Annotated in this window: 18 protein-coding genes; 9 read left to right on the top strand and 9 right to left on the bottom strand. The window is 63.0% G+C overall.

Going from position 1 to position 16,423, the window contains the following annotated elements; genetic code table 11:
• Position 1: 1 nt before the first annotated feature.
• On the bottom strand, positions 2–919 hold the full coding sequence (gene argC / locus FNJ84_RS04170) for an N-acetyl-gamma-glutamyl-phosphate reductase (RefSeq protein ID WP_143791748.1): 918 nt from the start codon (positions 917–919) through the stop codon (positions 2–4).
• 265 nt (positions 920–1,184) lie between these two features.
• Between argC and FNJ84_RS04165 the strand changes: the two genes are divergently transcribed.
• Entirely contained in the window at positions 1,185–2,207 is a 1,023-nt protein-coding gene (locus tag FNJ84_RS04165; protein ID WP_143791747.1) for a hypothetical protein, read from the top strand.
• Positions 2,208–2,284: 77 nt separating this feature from the next.
• On the opposite strand, the gene FNJ84_RS04160 is transcribed toward FNJ84_RS04165, so the two are convergent.
• The 6 genes from FNJ84_RS04160 to FNJ84_RS04135 all read right to left on the bottom strand — a co-directional run bounded on the left by FNJ84_RS04160 (position 2,285) and on the right by FNJ84_RS04135 (position 9,642).
• A complete protein-coding gene (locus tag FNJ84_RS04160) occupies positions 2,285–3,379 on the bottom strand; it encodes an ABC transporter ATP-binding protein (protein ID WP_143791746.1) in 1,095 nt (364 codons plus the stop codon).
• A 17-nt stretch (positions 3,380–3,396) separates the two neighbouring features.
• Positions 3,397–4,935: an alpha-amylase family glycosyl hydrolase gene (locus FNJ84_RS04155; protein WP_143791745.1), complete on the bottom strand. Its 1,539-nt coding sequence runs from the start codon at positions 4,933–4,935 to the stop codon at positions 3,397–3,399.
• Between the two features lie 3 nt (positions 4,936–4,938).
• The gene (locus tag FNJ84_RS04150) at positions 4,939–6,072 is read right to left on the bottom strand and encodes a carbohydrate ABC transporter permease (protein WP_143791744.1); all 1,134 of its coding nucleotides are present in this window, start codon (positions 6,070–6,072) and stop codon (positions 4,939–4,941) included.
• Positions 6,072–7,064, bottom strand: a complete 993-nt coding sequence (locus FNJ84_RS04145) for a carbohydrate ABC transporter permease (RefSeq protein ID WP_143791743.1) — start codon at positions 7,062–7,064, stop codon at positions 6,072–6,074. The genes FNJ84_RS04150 and FNJ84_RS04145 overlap by 1 nt, the downstream gene beginning before the upstream one ends.
• A gap of 73 nt (positions 7,065–7,137) precedes the next feature.
• A complete protein-coding gene (locus FNJ84_RS04140; RefSeq protein WP_143791742.1) occupies positions 7,138–8,493 on the bottom strand; it encodes an ABC transporter substrate-binding protein in 1,356 nt (451 codons plus the stop codon).
• Positions 8,494–8,586: 93 nt separating this feature from the next.
• The gene (locus FNJ84_RS04135) at positions 8,587–9,642 is read right to left on the bottom strand and encodes a quinoprotein relay system zinc metallohydrolase 2 (RefSeq protein ID WP_143791741.1); all 1,056 of its coding nucleotides are present in this window, start codon (positions 9,640–9,642) and stop codon (positions 8,587–8,589) included.
• Between the two features lie 122 nt (positions 9,643–9,764).
• Here FNJ84_RS04135 and pqqA point away from each other — a divergent pair, with 122 nt between their 5' ends.
• The 8 genes from pqqA (at position 9,765) to FNJ84_RS04095 (ending at position 15,110) form a co-directional block, all read left to right on the top strand.
• Complete coding sequence (gene pqqA, locus FNJ84_RS04130) at positions 9,765–9,857, top strand: pyrroloquinoline quinone precursor peptide PqqA (RefSeq protein WP_036719992.1); 93 nt, start codon at positions 9,765–9,767, stop codon at positions 9,855–9,857.
• Positions 9,858–9,928: 71 nt separating this feature from the next.
• Positions 9,929–10,810, top strand: coding sequence for a pyrroloquinoline quinone biosynthesis protein PqqB (pqqB, locus tag FNJ84_RS04125; RefSeq protein WP_143791740.1), 882 nt, complete (start codon positions 9,929–9,931; stop codon positions 10,808–10,810).
• Between the two features lie 11 nt (positions 10,811–10,821).
• Positions 10,822–11,556, top strand: a complete 735-nt coding sequence (gene pqqC / locus FNJ84_RS04120) for a pyrroloquinoline-quinone synthase PqqC (RefSeq protein WP_143791739.1) — start codon at positions 10,822–10,824, stop codon at positions 11,554–11,556.
• Positions 11,556–11,849 (top strand): pyrroloquinoline quinone biosynthesis peptide chaperone PqqD, encoded by a 294-nt coding sequence (gene pqqD, locus FNJ84_RS04115; protein WP_143791738.1) that lies wholly within the window; start codon positions 11,556–11,558, stop codon positions 11,847–11,849. Before pqqC ends, pqqD begins: the two co-directional genes overlap by 1 nt.
• Positions 11,846–12,979: a pyrroloquinoline quinone biosynthesis protein PqqE gene (gene pqqE, locus FNJ84_RS04110; protein WP_185968414.1), complete on the top strand. Its 1,134-nt coding sequence runs from the start codon at positions 11,846–11,848 to the stop codon at positions 12,977–12,979. Before pqqD ends, pqqE begins: the two co-directional genes overlap by 4 nt.
• A 2-nt stretch (positions 12,980–12,981) precedes the next feature.
• The gene (locus FNJ84_RS04105) at positions 12,982–13,758 is read left to right on the top strand and encodes a quinoprotein dehydrogenase-associated SoxYZ-like carrier (RefSeq protein WP_143791737.1); all 777 of its coding nucleotides are present in this window, start codon (positions 12,982–12,984) and stop codon (positions 13,756–13,758) included.
• 82 nt (positions 13,759–13,840) lie between these two features.
• Positions 13,841–14,593, top strand: coding sequence for a hypothetical protein (locus tag FNJ84_RS04100; protein WP_185968413.1), 753 nt, complete (start codon positions 13,841–13,843; stop codon positions 14,591–14,593).
• A gap of 34 nt (positions 14,594–14,627) precedes the next feature.
• Positions 14,628–15,110 (top strand): phosphotransferase, encoded by a 483-nt coding sequence (locus FNJ84_RS04095; RefSeq protein WP_255471031.1) that lies wholly within the window; start codon positions 14,628–14,630, stop codon positions 15,108–15,110.
• Here the strand turns inward: FNJ84_RS04095 and FNJ84_RS04090 are convergent.
• Positions 15,107–15,694, bottom strand: a complete 588-nt coding sequence (locus FNJ84_RS04090) for an ATP-binding cassette domain-containing protein (protein WP_143791734.1) — start codon at positions 15,692–15,694, stop codon at positions 15,107–15,109. The genes FNJ84_RS04095 and FNJ84_RS04090 overlap by 4 nt on opposite strands.
• The gene (locus tag FNJ84_RS04085) at positions 15,684–16,397 is read right to left on the bottom strand and encodes an ABC transporter permease (RefSeq protein ID WP_143791878.1); all 714 of its coding nucleotides are present in this window, start codon (positions 16,395–16,397) and stop codon (positions 15,684–15,686) included. The genes FNJ84_RS04090 and FNJ84_RS04085 overlap by 11 nt, the downstream gene beginning before the upstream one ends.
• Between the last annotated feature and the right edge of the window lie 26 nt (positions 16,398–16,423).

The raw sequence follows: 16,423 nt of genomic DNA, 5'->3' as shown, positions 1-16,423 counted from the left end.
CTTACAGCCCCACGCCCTCATCCACGCCCAGCATGATGTTCAGGTTCTGAACCGCCGCGCCAGACGCGCCCTTGCCCAGGTTGTCGAGCACGGCAATGATATTGGCGCAGCCATTGCCATCATCCCCATGGACCGAGATTTCCAGCATGTTGGTGTCGTTCAGTTTGGTCGGTACCACGCGCGCACCGACATCGTCAGCCGTCAGAACCCGCACGAATTGCGCCCTGGCATAGTGATCGGCCAGCGCCTGATGCAGCGATGACAGGCTGCGCCCGCCGCCCAGTTGCAGCGGAACCTGAATCGCCATGCCTTGCGCAAAATTCCCGACCGATGGCGAGAATACGGGCCGCGTTTTCAGCCCGGTGCGGGCGATGATTTCCGGCAGGTGCTTGTGTGCCTGGTTCAGGCCATAGATGAAATGCGCCGGCGCCTCGCCGCTGCCATATTCGGCGATCAGGGATTTGCCGCCGCCGGTATAGCCGCTGACACCAAAGATCGACAAAGCCTCGTCCGGGGCAATCAGCCCGGCCTTGACCAATGGCGCGATGATCGCGATGGCGCCGGTGGAATAGCAGCCCGGATTACTGACATTCCGCGCCCCGGCAATCGCCGCCGGCGTCTCGTCCGAGATTTCGGCAAAGCCGTAGACCCAGCCATCCGCCACCCGATGCGCGGTCGAGGCGTCGATGAAGCGCACGTCCAGACCGGCGGCCAGCGCCACCGCCTCGCGTGCGGCATCGTCGGGCAGGCACAGGATCGCCACATCGGCGGCGGCAAAGGCCTCGCGCCGGGCATCGGCATCCTTGCGGCGCGCGGAGTCGATCTGGATCAGCCGAATATCATCGCGACGCGCCAGACGCTCGCGGATCTGCAAACCCGTGGTGCCAGCCTCGCCGTCGATGAAAACCGTGTGTGCCATGACCAATTCTCCTTGCTGGGGTGGATATATCCACAGCCGGCGGTCGTGACAATCACCAGGATCGCAACCAGAAAGATAGCCAGGCCCGCCAACTCGTCCTATCGGTGAACATTTGAGCATAACCTATCTGAAAGGATGGTTACGAAGACCTACACTGACCGCAAATTTAATATAATCTTAACTAATCGCGAAGGGAGGTCTTGGGCTTTTACGGGCCGGATTCGCGTCATTGCACTTGTCAGGTCAGTTTGAAAGGTTACAGCGCATGATCAGGATCGAGGGGACAACCGGGACCGACATCTTTCCCGGCACGGCACAATCCGAGTGGATTTATGGAAATGGTGGATTTGATATTGTCCACGGCTGGCTGGGAAAGGACATCTTTACGCCGGGTGCAGGCCCGGAATCCGGGGTATTCCAGGATTTCCAGGATGGCAGCGATCTGATTGACCTCAGCCAATGGGGCGTGACCAGCTTTGACCAGCTGATTGTCTCGATGGTCGAGCCGGGTAAGCTTCAGATCACGACGGCTGATTTAGGGCATAAACTTTATGTCCAGACCCAGAGCGAAACTCTGGATGCAAATGACTTCCTTTATGTGGACACCCCGGTCTACGAATATTCGACGGGTTTTGATTCGGTCGATGTCGCGGCGAATGAATATGCGGTTCATTTGGGCAATGGCGGCAACAACTGGCTGAATCTAAAGAATTTGGTCCGTGGAACCGCCACCGCGACTGAAGGCGCGCTGGTCAAGATGGACGATGACGATCTGGGCAATGGCACCTTTACGGTGATGGGCGTCACCCAGCATTTCTTCGACTTCCAGAATATTCGCGGCGGCAGCGGGAAGGACACGATCTACGGCGACCAGCAGGACAATCACTTCGCCGGTCTGGCCAATGCCGACGAGCTGCATGGCGGCGGTGGCAATGACCGTCTGTTCGGCAATAATGGGACAGACAAGCTGTATGGCGATACCGGCGATGACCTGCTGAATGGCGGAACCGGCTATGACCTGCTACGGGGCGGAGACGGCTCGGATACCTTTGTTTTCGTGGCCTTCGACAATCGCCGCGACACGGTCTTTGACTATCAGGACGGGATCGACCAGCTGGACATCTCACAATGGGGCGTTTCCAGCATTGATGACCTGATCATCACGCCATTTGGCACCGATGGCGTTCGTGTCTCGCTGGCAGGGACCAATCTTGGCTTTCAGCTGTATTCCGAAGATGGCTCGCTTACTGTCAGCGAGCTGGACAACAGCGATTTCATCTTCAGCTGATCGCCGCCAAAGGCCCCACAATCAAAAACCCGCCAGAGAAGCCTCTGGCGGGTTTTTCTTGTCCTTCCGGGGCCTGCTCAGTGGCGATACAGCAGCGATTTCCCGTCGTGGAACAGATGCATCGCCTGCGGATCGGCCGTCAGTCGAACCGACTGGCCGGTCATGCCGGTATGGATCCCCGGCAGCTTGCCGATGACCGGCGCCTTGCCATCGGCATTGTTGGTGCCGAAGTAAAGCAGCGTCACCTCGCCCAGGGCCTCGGTCAGGTCGACCGTGCCTTCGAAGATCGCCTCGTCCTCGGCGATGCGCATATCCTCGGGGCGAATGCCGACATTGACCTTCATGCCCTCGTCGCCGGGTTGCGTGGGAATCGCTACGCGGGCCACGCCACCGCCATCCAGCTGCACCACGGTTGTCTGGCCCACCTGGGATACCTTGCCGGGCAACAGGTTCATCGCCGGGCTGCCGATGAATTGCGCCACGAACTCGGTCATCGGGCGTTCATACAGCTCCAGCGGTGCGCCCACCTGGGCGATGCCGCCGCCGGCCAGCACGACGATGCGGTCGGCCAGCGTCATCGCCTCGGTCTGGTCATGGGTCACATAGATCATCGTGCGGTCCGGCATCGAGGCCTTCAGCTGCGCGATCTCGATCCGGGTGGCGACGCGCAGCGCCGCGTCCAGGTTCGACAGCGGTTCGTCGAACAGATAGACCTTGGGGTCGCGCACGATGGCCCGGCCGATGGCGACGCGCTGGCGCTGGCCGCCTGACAGCGCCTTGGGCAGGCGGTCCAGATAGGGTGTCAGTTGCAGCATCTTGCCGGCGCGGTCGGTCGCGGCCTGAATCTCTTCCTTGGATTTGCCGGCGATCTTCAGCGCGAAGGCCATGTTGTCGCGCACGGTCATATGCGGATAAAGCGCATAGGACTGGAACACCATCGCGATGCCGCGCTGGCTGGGCGGGATGTCGTTCATCACCTCGCCACCGATCTTCAGCGTGCCGCTGGTGATCTGTTCCAGCCCGGCGATCATCCGCAGAAGGGTCGATTTGCCGCAGCCCGAGGGGCCGACGAACACGATGAACTCGCCGGATTTTATATCCAGGTTGATATTCCGCAGAACATGAACGTCGCCATAGGATTTGGCGACATCGGCCAGATTCAGATCAGCCATATGCGTCCCCCCTTTCCTTAACCCTCAATGATTTCCACTTGCCACGGTTCAAGCCCGCCGGCTGCTTCGCCGGACAGGTTCGCGCGGATTGACAGGCTGGCCCCGTCCGCCGCGCGGGTGAAGGACAGCACCGGACCATCGGCACGCATCCCCGTCTGGTCGCCAACCCGCAGCGCCGGATGTTTGTGACGCAGGCCGATTGCCCACCGGTAATGATTCAGCAGCGAGCCGGCCACATGATCCTGTTCGGACACCGCAAGCTGGCGATGTTCCGGCGGGATCGGCAGCCAGGGCTGCGCCGATGAAAAGCCGCTGTGATCATTGCTGCCGCCGTCCCAGACCATCGGCGTGCGGCAGCCGTCGCGGCCCTTGAACTCGGGCCAGAACTCGATGCCATAGGGGTCTTGCAGATCCTCGAAGGCGATATCGGCCTCGGGCAGGCCAAGCTCTTCGCCCTGATAGATGCAGACAGAACCCTTCAGGCACATCAGCACGGTGGCATAGGCCTTGGCGGCGGCCTCGTTCAGGTTCCAGCGGGTGACGTGGCGCACGACATCATGGTTGGAAAACGCCCAGCAGGGCCAGCCATCCGGCGCGCGGGCGGCCTTTTCGGCAAAGACATCGACAATGCGCTGCGCGCTCAGGTCGTCGCCCGACAGGAAGTCGAAGACATAGGACATCTGCACGCGCTTGTCGCCCTTGGTATATTCCTCAAGCAGTTCCCAGGCGCGTTCGCTGTCACCGATCTCGCCCACGGCGGCGGTGCCGTGCTGGTCCATGACGGCCCGCAGTTTTTCCAGAAAGATCAGGTTCTCGGGTTGCGATTTATCGTATTTGTGGCTTTGGTGGTTATAGGGGTTCACCGCCGGCGCCGTATCGGAACGGCGCAGTTCCGGCGGCAGGCCCGGATTGTCGCGCAACTGCGCGTCATGGGTATAGAAGTTGATCGTATCCAGCCGCAGGCCGTCGACGCCCTTGCCCTGCCAGAAGCGCACCACATCCAGCAATGCATCCTGCACATCGGGGTTGTGGAAGTTCAGGTCCGGCTGTTCCTTCAGGAAGTTGTGCAGGTAATATTGTTCCCGCTTGGGGTTCCACTGCCAGCCGCTGCCGCCAAAGATCGACAGCCAGTTCGTCGGCGCCGTGCCATCGGGCCGGGGATCTGCCCAGACATACCAGTCGGCCTTGGGATTATCCTTCGAGGATTTGCTTTCCTGAAACCATGGATGCTGGTCCGAGGTATGCGACAGCACCAGGTCGATGATCACCTTGATGCCCAGCTGATGCGCGCGCGCAATCAGCGCGTCGAAATCGTCCATTGATCCAAACAGCGGGTCGATGCCGCGATAATCGCTGACATCATAGCCGAAATCCTTCATCGGGCTGGTGAAGAAAGGCGAGATCCACACCGCGTCCACGCCAAGCGAGGCCACATGATCCAGCCGCCGGGCGATCCCGGCAAGGTCGCCCCGTCCGTCCCCGGTCGAGTCCTGGAAGCTGCGCGGATAGATCTGATAGATCACCGCCCCTTTCCACCAGTCAGTTCCAGTCGTCATCAATCAGCCACCTTTCACCGAGCCGGCCAGCAGGCCGCGCACCAGGTATCGTTGCATTGCAAAAAACACGATCAGCGGCACCAGAATGCTTATGAATGCCGAGGTCGCGAGAATTTCCCATTCGCCGCCGCGTGATCCCATCATCTCGCGCAGCATGGCAGTCATGACCAGCTGTTCGCGGGTGTTGCCCAGAAAGACCGTGGCAACCAGCAGGTCGTTCCAGACCCACAGGAACTGGAAGATCGCGAAGGATGCCAGCGCCGGGAAGGACAGGGGCAGGATGATGCGGCGGAAGATCTGGAACTCGGTCGCGCCATCGACGCGGGCGCTTTCGATCACCTCGCGCGGCAGCCCGGCCATATAGTTGCGCAACAGATAGACCGCCAATGGCAGGCCAAAGCCGGTATGGGCCAGCCATATGCCCAGATAGCCCTTGCCGATGCCGATTTCGTTGTGAAAGCGCAGCAGCGGGATCAGCGCCACCTGCAAGGGCACCACCAGCAGGCCGACGACAGCGGCCGTCAGCAGTGCGCGGCCGGGGAATTGCATCCAGGCCAGCGCATAGGCCGCAAATGCCGCAATCAGGATCGGGATGATCGTGGCCGGGATTGTCACCGTCATGGTGTTCATGAAGGCGCGGCCCAGCCCGTCCGCTGTCAGCACCTGCCGATAGTTGTCGGTCGTGAATTTCGGCGGCACAGTCGTTGTGGTAAAGATCCGCTCGCCCCGCGACATGTCGAAGGGCTGGGCCGATGTCAGACGATAGCTGCCATCCTCGGCCACGGTCAGTTCCCAGCCATCCTCGATGGTGGTGGTGTCGCCCGGCGCAAATTCAGCCGGCGCGCGGGCCGATGTGCCCCATGCCGTCAGCGTCTGGCCCTCGGTGACGACATTGCCTTCCAGCACATACAGCGCCCCGTCCTGCGTGGCATCGTCATCGGTGCCGGTGCGCACAAAGCCGGTCTGTTCGGCGGCCGAGAAGGATTTCCACCACCCCGAGGCCGCGATCTGGTCGCGGTCGCGGAACGAGGAAACGAACAGGCCAAGCGTGGGGATCGTCCACAGCACCACCAGCAACAGCGCCGCGATATTGACCGCCCAGGTCAGCGAGGATTTCTGTCCTGCCATGCCTTCCATCAATTTGCCTCCTTGCGCAGGTTGATGATGTTCCAGACCATGATCGGGGTGACCAGCAGCATCAGCACGATCACGATGGCCGAGCCGCGGCCCATGTCATTGGCACGGAACGACCAGTCATACATCAGGTTTGCCAGAACCTGCGTGCCCCATTGGCCGTTGGTCATGACAAAGACGATGTCGAACACCTTCAGCACGGTGATGGTGATGGTGGTCCAGACGACGGCGATGGTGCCCATGATCTGCGGCACCTTGATCTTGAAGAACACCTGCCAGGGTGAAGCGCCATCCAGAATTGCGGCCTCGATGGTTTCCTCGGGGATGCCGCGCAGCGCGGCCGACAGGATCACCATGGCAAAGCCCGTCTGGATCCACACCAGCACGATCATCAGGTAGAAATTGTTCCACGGCTCGATCGTCAGCCAGACCTTCGGGTCGCCCCCAAGCGCCACGACGATGGCGTTCAGCAGGCCGATCTGCGCCTCGCCGGCCTCGCGGTATTCATAGATGAATTTCCAGATCACGCCGGCGCCGACGAAACTGATGGCCATCGGCATGAAAATCAGCGACTTGCCGATATTGCCCCATTTGATCCGGTCGGTCAGCTGCGCGGCGATCAGCCCGAAAAGCGTCGCCAGCGCCGGCACGATCAGCAGCCAGAACAGGTTGTTGCGCATGGATTCGCGGAATTTGGCGTCACTGACCAGCCAGCTGTAATTGTCACCGCCGACAAAGCGGGTGCCATCGGCATTATGCAGCGAGGCCCAGAAGCTGCCGATAACCGGATAGACCAGATACAGCGACAGAAACAGGATGGCCGGGCCAAGAAACAGCCAGGGTCGGATCTGGCTTGCCTTGCGGATGTTGTCGCCGGCCCTGGGGCCGCGCGGCGGGTAAATGGCGTCAAGTATCCAGTTCGAGCCCCAGAACCACGCGACACAGCCGAAAACGCCAATCACAATGGTGCTGAAGGCCAGCCAGAAAAGCTCCATCACTGATCCTCCCTCTGCGGAAGGGTCGGCCCTGGGCAGGGCCGGCCCGATTTTCAGACTTTGCGGATCGCGCCTATTTCAGCGTGTCCCAGGTGCTTTGGATCTGGTCGGCGACGGCCTGCGCCTCGGCGCCGCCGACGAAATCGACCATGCCGGTCCAGAAGGCGCCCGCGCCGATCGCCGCCGGCATCAGGTCGGAACCGTCAAAGCGGAAGGTGGTGGCGTTCAGCAGGATATCGCCCATCTTCCGGTTGGTCTCGGTGCCATAGGCCTCGGTGTTGACACCGGTATGCGGGGTCAGGAAGCCGCTTTGGGTCATCCAGATCTCGTGTGCGGCGGGCACCTGAAGAAACTCGATAAAGGCCATTGCGGCGGGGTTGTCGCTATGCACCCCGAACAGGGTGCCGCCGCCCAGAACCGGCTGACCAAGCGCGCCATCGGCCTTGGCCGGGAAATAGAAGAAATCGGCATCCAGCCCGATCTCGACCCCGTCGGGGAAGAACGAGGGGATAAAGCTGGCCTGACGGTGGAAATAACAGCTGGGCGGGCTTTCAAACAGGCCCTTGGGGCTGTCGCGGAAATCGGTCGAGCTGACCGAGCCCACGCCGCCCGCCACGAAATCGGGATTCTTGGCGAACCAGCCGAATTCCTCGATCGCGGCTACGACCTTGGGGTCGTTGAAGGGCAGCGCGTTCGTCGTCCAGGCGTCGTAATCCTCGGGGCTGTTGGTGCGCAGCATCAGATCCTCGACCCAGTCGGTCGCGGGCCAGCCGGTCGCGCCGCCCGAACCCAGCCCGATGCACCAGGGCGTTTCACCGTCCGCAGCGATCTGTTCGGTCACGGCCTTCAGATCCTCATAGGTCTCGGGGACCTCGTATCCGGCATCTTCCAGGTTCTCGGGCACATACCAGACCAGCGATTTCACATCGGCCTTGTAGGGAAAGACATACAGATTTTCCGCCCCGTCCGGCCCCGCATAGGTGCTGAATTTGACCCAGCTTTCGCCGGCGGCATAATTCGCGGCTAGCCAGGACGCGGTTTCCTCGGATAGCGGTTTCAGATGGCCCTTGCGGGCAAGATCCGCGGCAAGGCCCGGCTGCGGATAGATGGCGATATCGGGGGGTGATCCGGCCTCGCTGTCGATGACGATCTGCTGTTCGAAACTGTCCGAGCCGGAATAGTTGACCGTGATGCCGGTCGCTTCCTGGAAATAGGGCAGGATCGAGGTGAACAACTCCTGATCTGGGCCCAGCCAGGGGCCCAGAATGGTGATTTCCTGGCCTTCCATGCCGCCATGGCTGGCTTTGAAATCCTCCAGGCTTTGCCAGTTGATCCGGTCGTCGCTGCCCGGTTCGATTACCATCTGTGCGTGTGCCGCACCGGCCGCCAGCCCCATGGCTGCGACCGAAATCGTCAGGATCGTTCTCATCTTCCCTCCCCCTGCTCCGTGAACTTCAGACCGTTCGAGTGGTCAGTTGTTAGCGCCAACATTCCTTAAAGTATAGCATTTGTCAATCTGTCACTACTCCCATTCCAGTTCCTTGAAGGCCGCGGTTGCATCGCGGGCGATGGTGTCGGGGAAGTCGGTCCAGCCTTCTGCAAAACCGTGAAGCTCCTCAACAATATCGGGAACGGCCTGTGACATCGGCTTGCCCGACGCAATCGCATTACGCACCGAATCACGCAATTGGACCAGCAGATTGGCCTGTTTGGCAACAGCTTCGTCCCAGCCTTGCGCGGTTTCGCCGTGACCGGGAACCACCAATGCAACATCTTTCGGCGGCGATTCGAGCCATTGCAACCATCCGTTGATCGACCCGTCAACGGCGGGGGTCAGGCCGCGAAACACCAGATCGCCGGTGAACAGCGTGTTTGTCGCCACATCGCGCACGGTCAGGTCGTTGTCGGTATGGGCCGTGGGCACGGCCAGCAATTCCAGCTTGCGCCCGCCCAGGCCGATGGTCATCCGGTCCGATACGACGGTATCGGGCATGGCGATGGCGGTGCCGATCATCTCGGTCGGGCCGACAATGCGGTCGAAACTGTCGAGATAGCTTTGCGCCCTGGCCTGAAGCGCGGGGCCAAGCCTGTCGCTGGCCAGAACCGTCGCGCCTGCCTCGGAAAAGACGCTGGCGCCAAAGACATGATCGGGATGCATATGTGTCAGGATCACATGGGTGATCGGCCGGTCGGTCAGCTGCCGGATCGCGGCATAAAGTTCCTGCCCCTCGCCACGGCTTGCCCCGGCGTCGATCACCGCCACGCCGGTCTCGCCGATCACCACGGACAGGTTGGCGATGCGGCCACGGTTGCCGGTCTCGATCTGGGCGATGTCGCCGCGGCGGAACCAGATACCCGGCGCGATGGTCTGCAATTGCAGAGCCGCCACATCGGCATTCGCGCGGCACCGGGTTCCGGCGGCGGTCAATCCGGGCTGGGCCGCGATCCAGTCGTCGGTGATTCGCGCGGCCCTGGCCTCGCAGTCCTGTTGCGTCGCGGCATCGCCCTGTGGCAGCAGGATCGGGCCGCAAATCCCGGAACTTGTGGCCAGACAGGCGGTCAAGATCAGATGAAACATATGCCGATTCTTCCTGATTGGGTGGCGATGCGCCGCTTGCGGACCGCGAACCCTACTTAGGTCGCGTTGACGGTGTTCCACATGATCCTAGCATGTATCCTGCGTTCAAGAGGAGGAACCCGATGGCTTGGAGCAAACCTGTCCTGAAAGAAATCGCCTGCGGCATGGAAATCAACATGTATGCCCCGGCCGAGGACGAGCCGGTCCTGTTCTGACAGGACGGCGTGACACCTAGGCGGCGGCCTCGTCCGGCGGATCGGGCGGGGCCGTTCGCATCGCGCGTGACATGCAGATAATCATCCTTGGCGCGGCGGCGGGCGGCGGTCTGCCGCAATGGAATTGCGGTTGCGGCAATTGCGCGGCTGCACGCGCGGGCCGCATCCCCGCAATGAGCCAGAGCAGCATCGCCGTATCTGCCGATGGCCGTGACTGGGCGATCATCAACGCGTCGCCCGATATTCGCAGCCAGCTGGCGGCCACCCCGGCCCTGCATCCGACCGGGCCAAGGCAGATGCCGCTGCGCTCGGTTCTGGTGACCAATGGTGACATCGACCATGTCGCCGGGCTGCTGACCTTGCGCGAAAGCCAGCCCTTTGATCTGTTCGCCACGCCTGCGATCCATGACGCGCTGGACGCCAATCCGATGCTATCTGCCGTAAACCCGGATTTCGTGCCGCGTCGCAGGCTGCGGCTGGATCAGCCCTTTGACCTGATCCCCGGATTGCGGGCGACGTTGTTCGCCGTGCCCGGCAAGGTGCCGCTCTATCTTGAAGGCGAAACCGTCGAGACCGGGCTGCTGGGCGAGAATACCGTGGGGGTCGAATTGGCGGCGGGCGACCGGCGGGCGCTGTATATTCCCGGCTGCGCCGATCTGCCGGGCTGGTTGACCGATCGGATCGCCGGTGCCGACCTGCTGATGTTCGACGGCACGCTGTGGCACGATGATGAGATGATCGCAGCCGGGCTTGGACAAAAGACCGGCCGGCGGATGGGCCATATGGCTGCATCCGACAGCATCGTCGCGCTGGCCGGGGTGCCCGTTGGCCGGCGGATCTTCGTGCATATCAACAATTCCAACCCGCTGACCGACCCGTCCAGTCCGCAGACCGCACAGGCGCAGGCGCAGGGCTGGCAGGTCGGCCGCGACGGGACAGAGGTGACGTTGTGAAGGATCTTCCCATGCAAGCCCAGTCCCGCGAGGATTTCGAAGCCCGGCTGCGCGCCATCGGCGCCGCGCGCTATCACGACAGGCACCCGTTTCACGCCCGGCTGCATGGCGGCGCCTGCACCCCGGACGAGGTGCGCGCCTGGGTCATCAACCGCTGGATCTATCAATCCCGCATTCCGATGAAGGACGCGGCCTTTCTGTCGCGGGTCGAGGACCCCGGCCTGCGCCGCATCTGGCGCAAGCGGATCGAGGATCACGATGGCGGCGTGACCGAAGGCGGCGGTATCCGGCGCTGGCTGGCGCTGGCCCGCGCTGTCGGGCTGGACCCCGACTATGTCGCCAGCGGCGTGGGCGCGATGCCGGCCACGCGCTTTGCCGTTGAAGCCTATGTCCGCTTTGTTCGTGACATGCCCTTGCTGGACGCAGTTGCTGCCAGCCTGACGGAACTGTTTGCGCCGAAAATCCATGCGCAACGGATTGAAGGGCTGCTGGCGCATTACGATTTCGCCGATGACAGCAGCCTCGCCTATTTTCGCAAACGTCTGACCGAGGCGCCCGAGGACGTGGCCTTCGGTCTGGACCATGTGCTGACCCATGCCGACACGCTGGAAAAGCAGAACGCGGCAGCGGCGGCGCTGACCTTCAAGACCGATGTGCTTTGGGCGCAACTGGATGCGCTGTGGCATGGCTATGTCGAAGGCAACATTCCCCCCGGCGCATGGCGGCCGGGTCAGGGGATGGCGTGATGGAACCGCTGATCGAGCCTGATGATATCCCCTATCTGCCGCGCGGCGTGCGGCTGGCGGATGATCGGGTGCGCGGGTTGCGGGTTTTGCAGGCGCCTGAACGGGCGATGCAGTTGGACCAGATCGGCGATGCGATCCTGTCGGAACTCGACGGCACCCGCAGCATGGCGGCGATCACCCGCGATCTGGCCGCGAAATATGCCGCGCCCGAGGATCAGATCGCCGGCGATGTGCGCGATTTCCTGACCGGGCTGATCGAGCGCCGCATGGTCTTTGTGAAGGTGCGGCCATGAAGGATCACCCGCAGCCCCGCGATCTGGACGGCAATGCCGTGACGCCCCGCGCCCCCATCGCCATGCTGGCCGAGATCACCCACCGTTGCCCGCTGGCCTGCCCCTATTGCAGCAATCCCGTCGATCTGGTGCGCGGGCAATCGGAACTGACCGCCGAGGAATGGGCCGATGCCTTTCGCCAGGCGGCCGATCTGGGGGTGTTGCAGGTCCATATCTCGGGCGGGGAACCCGGCGCCCGGCGCGATCTGGCACAGATCGTCGCGGGCGCGCGGGATGCGGGGCTTTATTCGAACCTGATCACCTCGGGCATCGGTATCACCCGGCAAAGGCTGGAGGAACTGAACCGCGCCGGCGTCGATCACGTGCAACTGTCGTTGCAAGGCATCCGTCCCGATATGGCCGACCGGATCAGCGGGCATCCGGGGTCGTGGGACAAAAAGATGGCCTTTGCCGAATGGGTGGGCCAGATCGGCTTTCCCCTGACCATCAACGCCGTGGTTCACCGGCAGAACATGGACCGCCTGCCCGACATGATCGCGCTGGCCGAAACCCTTGGCGCAAGGCGGATCGAGGTTGCGACAGTGCAGTTTCACGGCTGGGCCGACCTGAATCGCGCCGCGCTGATGCCCACGCGCGAACAGGCGGCTTTCGCGCGTTCCGTGGTCAATGATGCGCGGATCAGGCTGCGCGGGCGCATGGTCATCGACTATGTCCCCGCCGATCATCACGCCACCTATCCCAAGGCTTGCATGGGCGGTTGGGGGTCAACGGGCCTGAACATCGCACCGGACGGCACGGTTCTGCCCTGCCATGCCGCGCAGTCGATCAACTGGATGCGGTTCGAAAACCTGCGCGACCGTCCGCTGGCCGATATCTGGCACCTGTCGGACAGTTTCAACGCCTTTCGCGGCACCGCCTGGATGCCCGAGCCATGCCGCTCTTGTGAGCGGAAAGAAGTGGATTTTGGCGGCTGCCGGTGTCAGGCTATGGCATTGGCAGGCGACGCACGGGCGACCGATCCGGCCTGTTCCAGATCGCCATTGCATGCGGCGGTGGTCGCGCGGGCCGAGGATGATGCGGCCAGCGAGGCAACCGACCTGACCTATCGCCGCATGGTGAAGGGAGGATGACGATGCGACATGCCCTGGCCTTGGCCTTGATCGTGCTGGCGGCACCGGCGCTGGCGCAGGACAATCCGCTGCAACCCTCGGCCACATGGGATGACCTGCGCGAATCCGTCGTCGGCCTGACCGCCGAACCGCCGGTCGATGGCGCGGTTCTGGATCTGGATGCGCCGGTTCGCGCCAATGATGCGGCCATCGTCCCGATCCGCATCACCCAGCCCGCTGATGCCCCCGCGCTGACCGATCTGACGCTGGTGATCGACGAAAACCCTGCGCCGGTGGCCGCCGAATACGGTTTTGGTCCGGCGATGATGCCCCTGGATTTCGAGGTGCGCGTGCGCGTCGATTCCTATTCCGACCTGCGCGCCATCGCCACCACCGGGGCCGGCGACAAGATCATGGCGGGCCGCTTTGTGAAGGCATCTGGGGGCTGTTCTGCCCCTGCGGGCAAGGAAATGGCCTCGGTCAGGGATGGCATGGGGCAGATGCGCTGGAAATCGGCCGAGGAAAACGGCCGCACCATCGGCACGCTGATGATCCGGCACCCGAATTTTTCGGGCCTGCAACGCGATCAGGTCACGCTGCTGAACATTCCCGCGCATTTCATCGACCGGCTAGAGGTGCGGCAGGGCGAGGATCTGCTGTTTACCATGTCTGCGGGCATCTCGGTCAGCGAGGATCCGGTATTCCGTTTTGGCTATACCCCAAACGGCCAGCCGATCACCGTGCATGTCGAGGATACCGAGGGCCAGGTCTGGGACCAGACATTCGACGCCGCGGGCTGAACGGCGGCCGGGCCATTGCATCACGCCGCCGCTTTGCGCATCGTTGGGCCGATTGCCCGCGCCGGCGCTGCACGAGACCATGATGATCCAAGCCAATCTGGCCACCTTTCCGCCGCGCGCCGGGATCCTGATGCAGACGGTGCAGACGATCCTGCCGCAGGTTGACCGGCTGTGCATCTGCCTGAACGGCTATGACCGGGTGCCCGCGCATCTGGGCGATGACGCGCGGATTCAGACGATGATCCCCGATCGCGACCTGAAGGACGCGGGCAAGTTCGCCTTTGCCGCCGGCGCGGATGATATGGTTTTCACCATCGACGACGACATTCTGTACCCGCCCGATTATGTCGCCCGCACCATTGCTGCTTTTGACCGGCTGGATCCGTCGGACAACGTGCTGGGCTATCAGGGCAATGCCTGGGTCTTCAAGGACCGGAAACAGAAGTACGGCTGGCGGAATTTCCTGTTTCACAAGCCCGCCCGGAACGTCATCAAGGTCGATATCCTTGGCACCGGCACGGCCTGCCAGCTGGGTCGCAACCTGCCGTCGCTGGATCAGGTGATCTCGGCCGCAGGCTTCATCGACCTGCGCCATTCGCGCCTTCACGTCCAACAGGGACGCAGTCAGTGGATATTGCCGCGCGAAAAGGACGAGATCGCCAGCAACATGCGAGCCGAGCTGTGGAAAAGCTCGTTGTTCGCCTGCGTCCACCGCACCCGCGATCCGCAGATGGTCGAAGAACATCTGGCGCTGATGCAGGAACGCTCGGCGCATTCGGGGCTTAGGTTGGAACAGGTGCTGAAACGCCGCGCCAAGGCTGCGGCCGGGGGCTGACCCCGCGCGTCTGCTTGCCGCACCGAACCGCGTGGTGCCGCCACTTCACTATCAGGCGGACCGTGTTCAGGCCGAACCCTATCTGGACGCATTGCGCCGCGATGGGGATGCGCTGTGCGGGCGGGCCGATAACTCCGGCTTTGCCCATGGCGATTTTCACAGTCAGAATCTGATCATTGGCGGGGGCGAGGTCACAGGGCTGGATTTCACCGAAGCCGCGACCAAGCTGTGCGTCTATGACATCGTCGATTTCCTGAAAGAGGATGCGCAATGTCCCGCCGCGCCCGGTGATCTGGACCGCAGCGGCATTCGCCGGGCGATGAAACAGATGTTCTTCAAACTGTATCGCCACCCGGTCGATCCGGCGGTGCTGGGTCTGTGCCTGCGCGGCCGGCTGTTGATCGACTGGCTGTCGGTCACCCGCGAACGGTTCCAGGCGACGCAATATTACAAGGCGCAGTTCGACCGTTTGCAGATGCGCGTGCAGGCAGCCTTTGCCGAGCCGATCCGCGCCTAACGATGCAAGATAGCCGGGTTGCCCGAAAGCACCATCGCCGCCGCGCCCAGCCGCGCGGGCTCGGCCGGGTCATGGGTGACAAGGATCAGCCCGGCACCGCTGCGGTCCAGCAGGGCGCCCGTCAGCGCGATCATTCGTGTCGCAGTATCGGCATCAAGGCTGGCAAAGGGTTCATCCATCAGCAGAATATCGGGGCGCGCGGCAAAGGCGCGGGCCAGCGCCAGCCGGCGTTGCTGGCCAAGGGACAGCTGCCGGGGAAACTGGGCCTCGCGCCCGGCCAGCCCGACCTCGGCCATCAGGGCGCGGGCGTCATCGGGGCCGCAGCCGGTCGGGATGGTGATATTGGCCAGCGCGTCGCGCCAGGGCAGCAAGGTCGGTTCCTGAAACACCAGCGCCAGCCGGTCATCACCTGACAGGGTCCCGTCGAAATCGTGGTCCAGCCCGGCGACGATCCGCACCAGGGTCGACTTGCCGATGCCCGACGGCCCCAGCAGGGCCACCCGCTGCCCGCGCCCGACCTGCAAGGTCAGCGACCCCAGAACAGCACGCGGGCCAAATGATTTTGCGGTCAGATCAAGCCTCATCGCGTCTCCAGCGGTTCGCGCGGGCCTCCCACGGGCGCAGGATGAACAGGTCGATGGCCAGCATCACGGCGACAAAGGCAAGCGCCCAGGCCAGCACGCCCGCCACGTCGAAATTGGAAAACAGCAGATGAATCTTGAAGCCGACCCCGTTTGAACGGCCCAGGAACTCGACCACCAGGACGATCTTCCAGATCAGGGAGATTCCGGCCCGCGCCGCGCCCGCGATATAGGGCGCAAGCTGCGGCAGCACGACATGGCGCAGCCGCGCCAGCCGCGGCATGCGAAACGCCGCCGCCATCTCGTCCAGATCGGGGCGCAGGGCGCGCGCGCCTTCGCGCAGCATGACGGTGACGACGGGGATCTTGTTCAGCGCCACGGCGGTGACGGCGGCGACCTCGTTCAACCCGATCCAGATATAGGCCAGCACGATCGTCACCAGCGCCGGAATGTTCAGCGCGATGACCAGCGCCGGGTTCAGCCAGTGATCGGCGGCCCGCCAGCGCCCCATCCACAGGCCAAGCGCGATGCCCACGGCCATGGCGATGACGAAACTGGCCAGCACTCGGAACAGCGTCATCCCGGCGTGGAACCACAATTCGCCTGATGCCGCCAGCGCCCAGATCCGCGCGGCCACGACCCAGGGCGCCGGCAGGGTCTGCGGCCGTTCGGTCAGTTGCGAGGCGACGGTCCACAGCGCCAGCATGACCAGCACCGACAAAAGCCCCGGAA

This window comes from Paracoccus sp. M683 (genome assembly GCF_007096355.1).
Taxonomy (GTDB): Bacteria; Pseudomonadota; Alphaproteobacteria; order Rhodobacterales; family Rhodobacteraceae; genus Paracoccus.
This window is presented reverse-complemented; position numbering and strand designations above follow the sequence as displayed.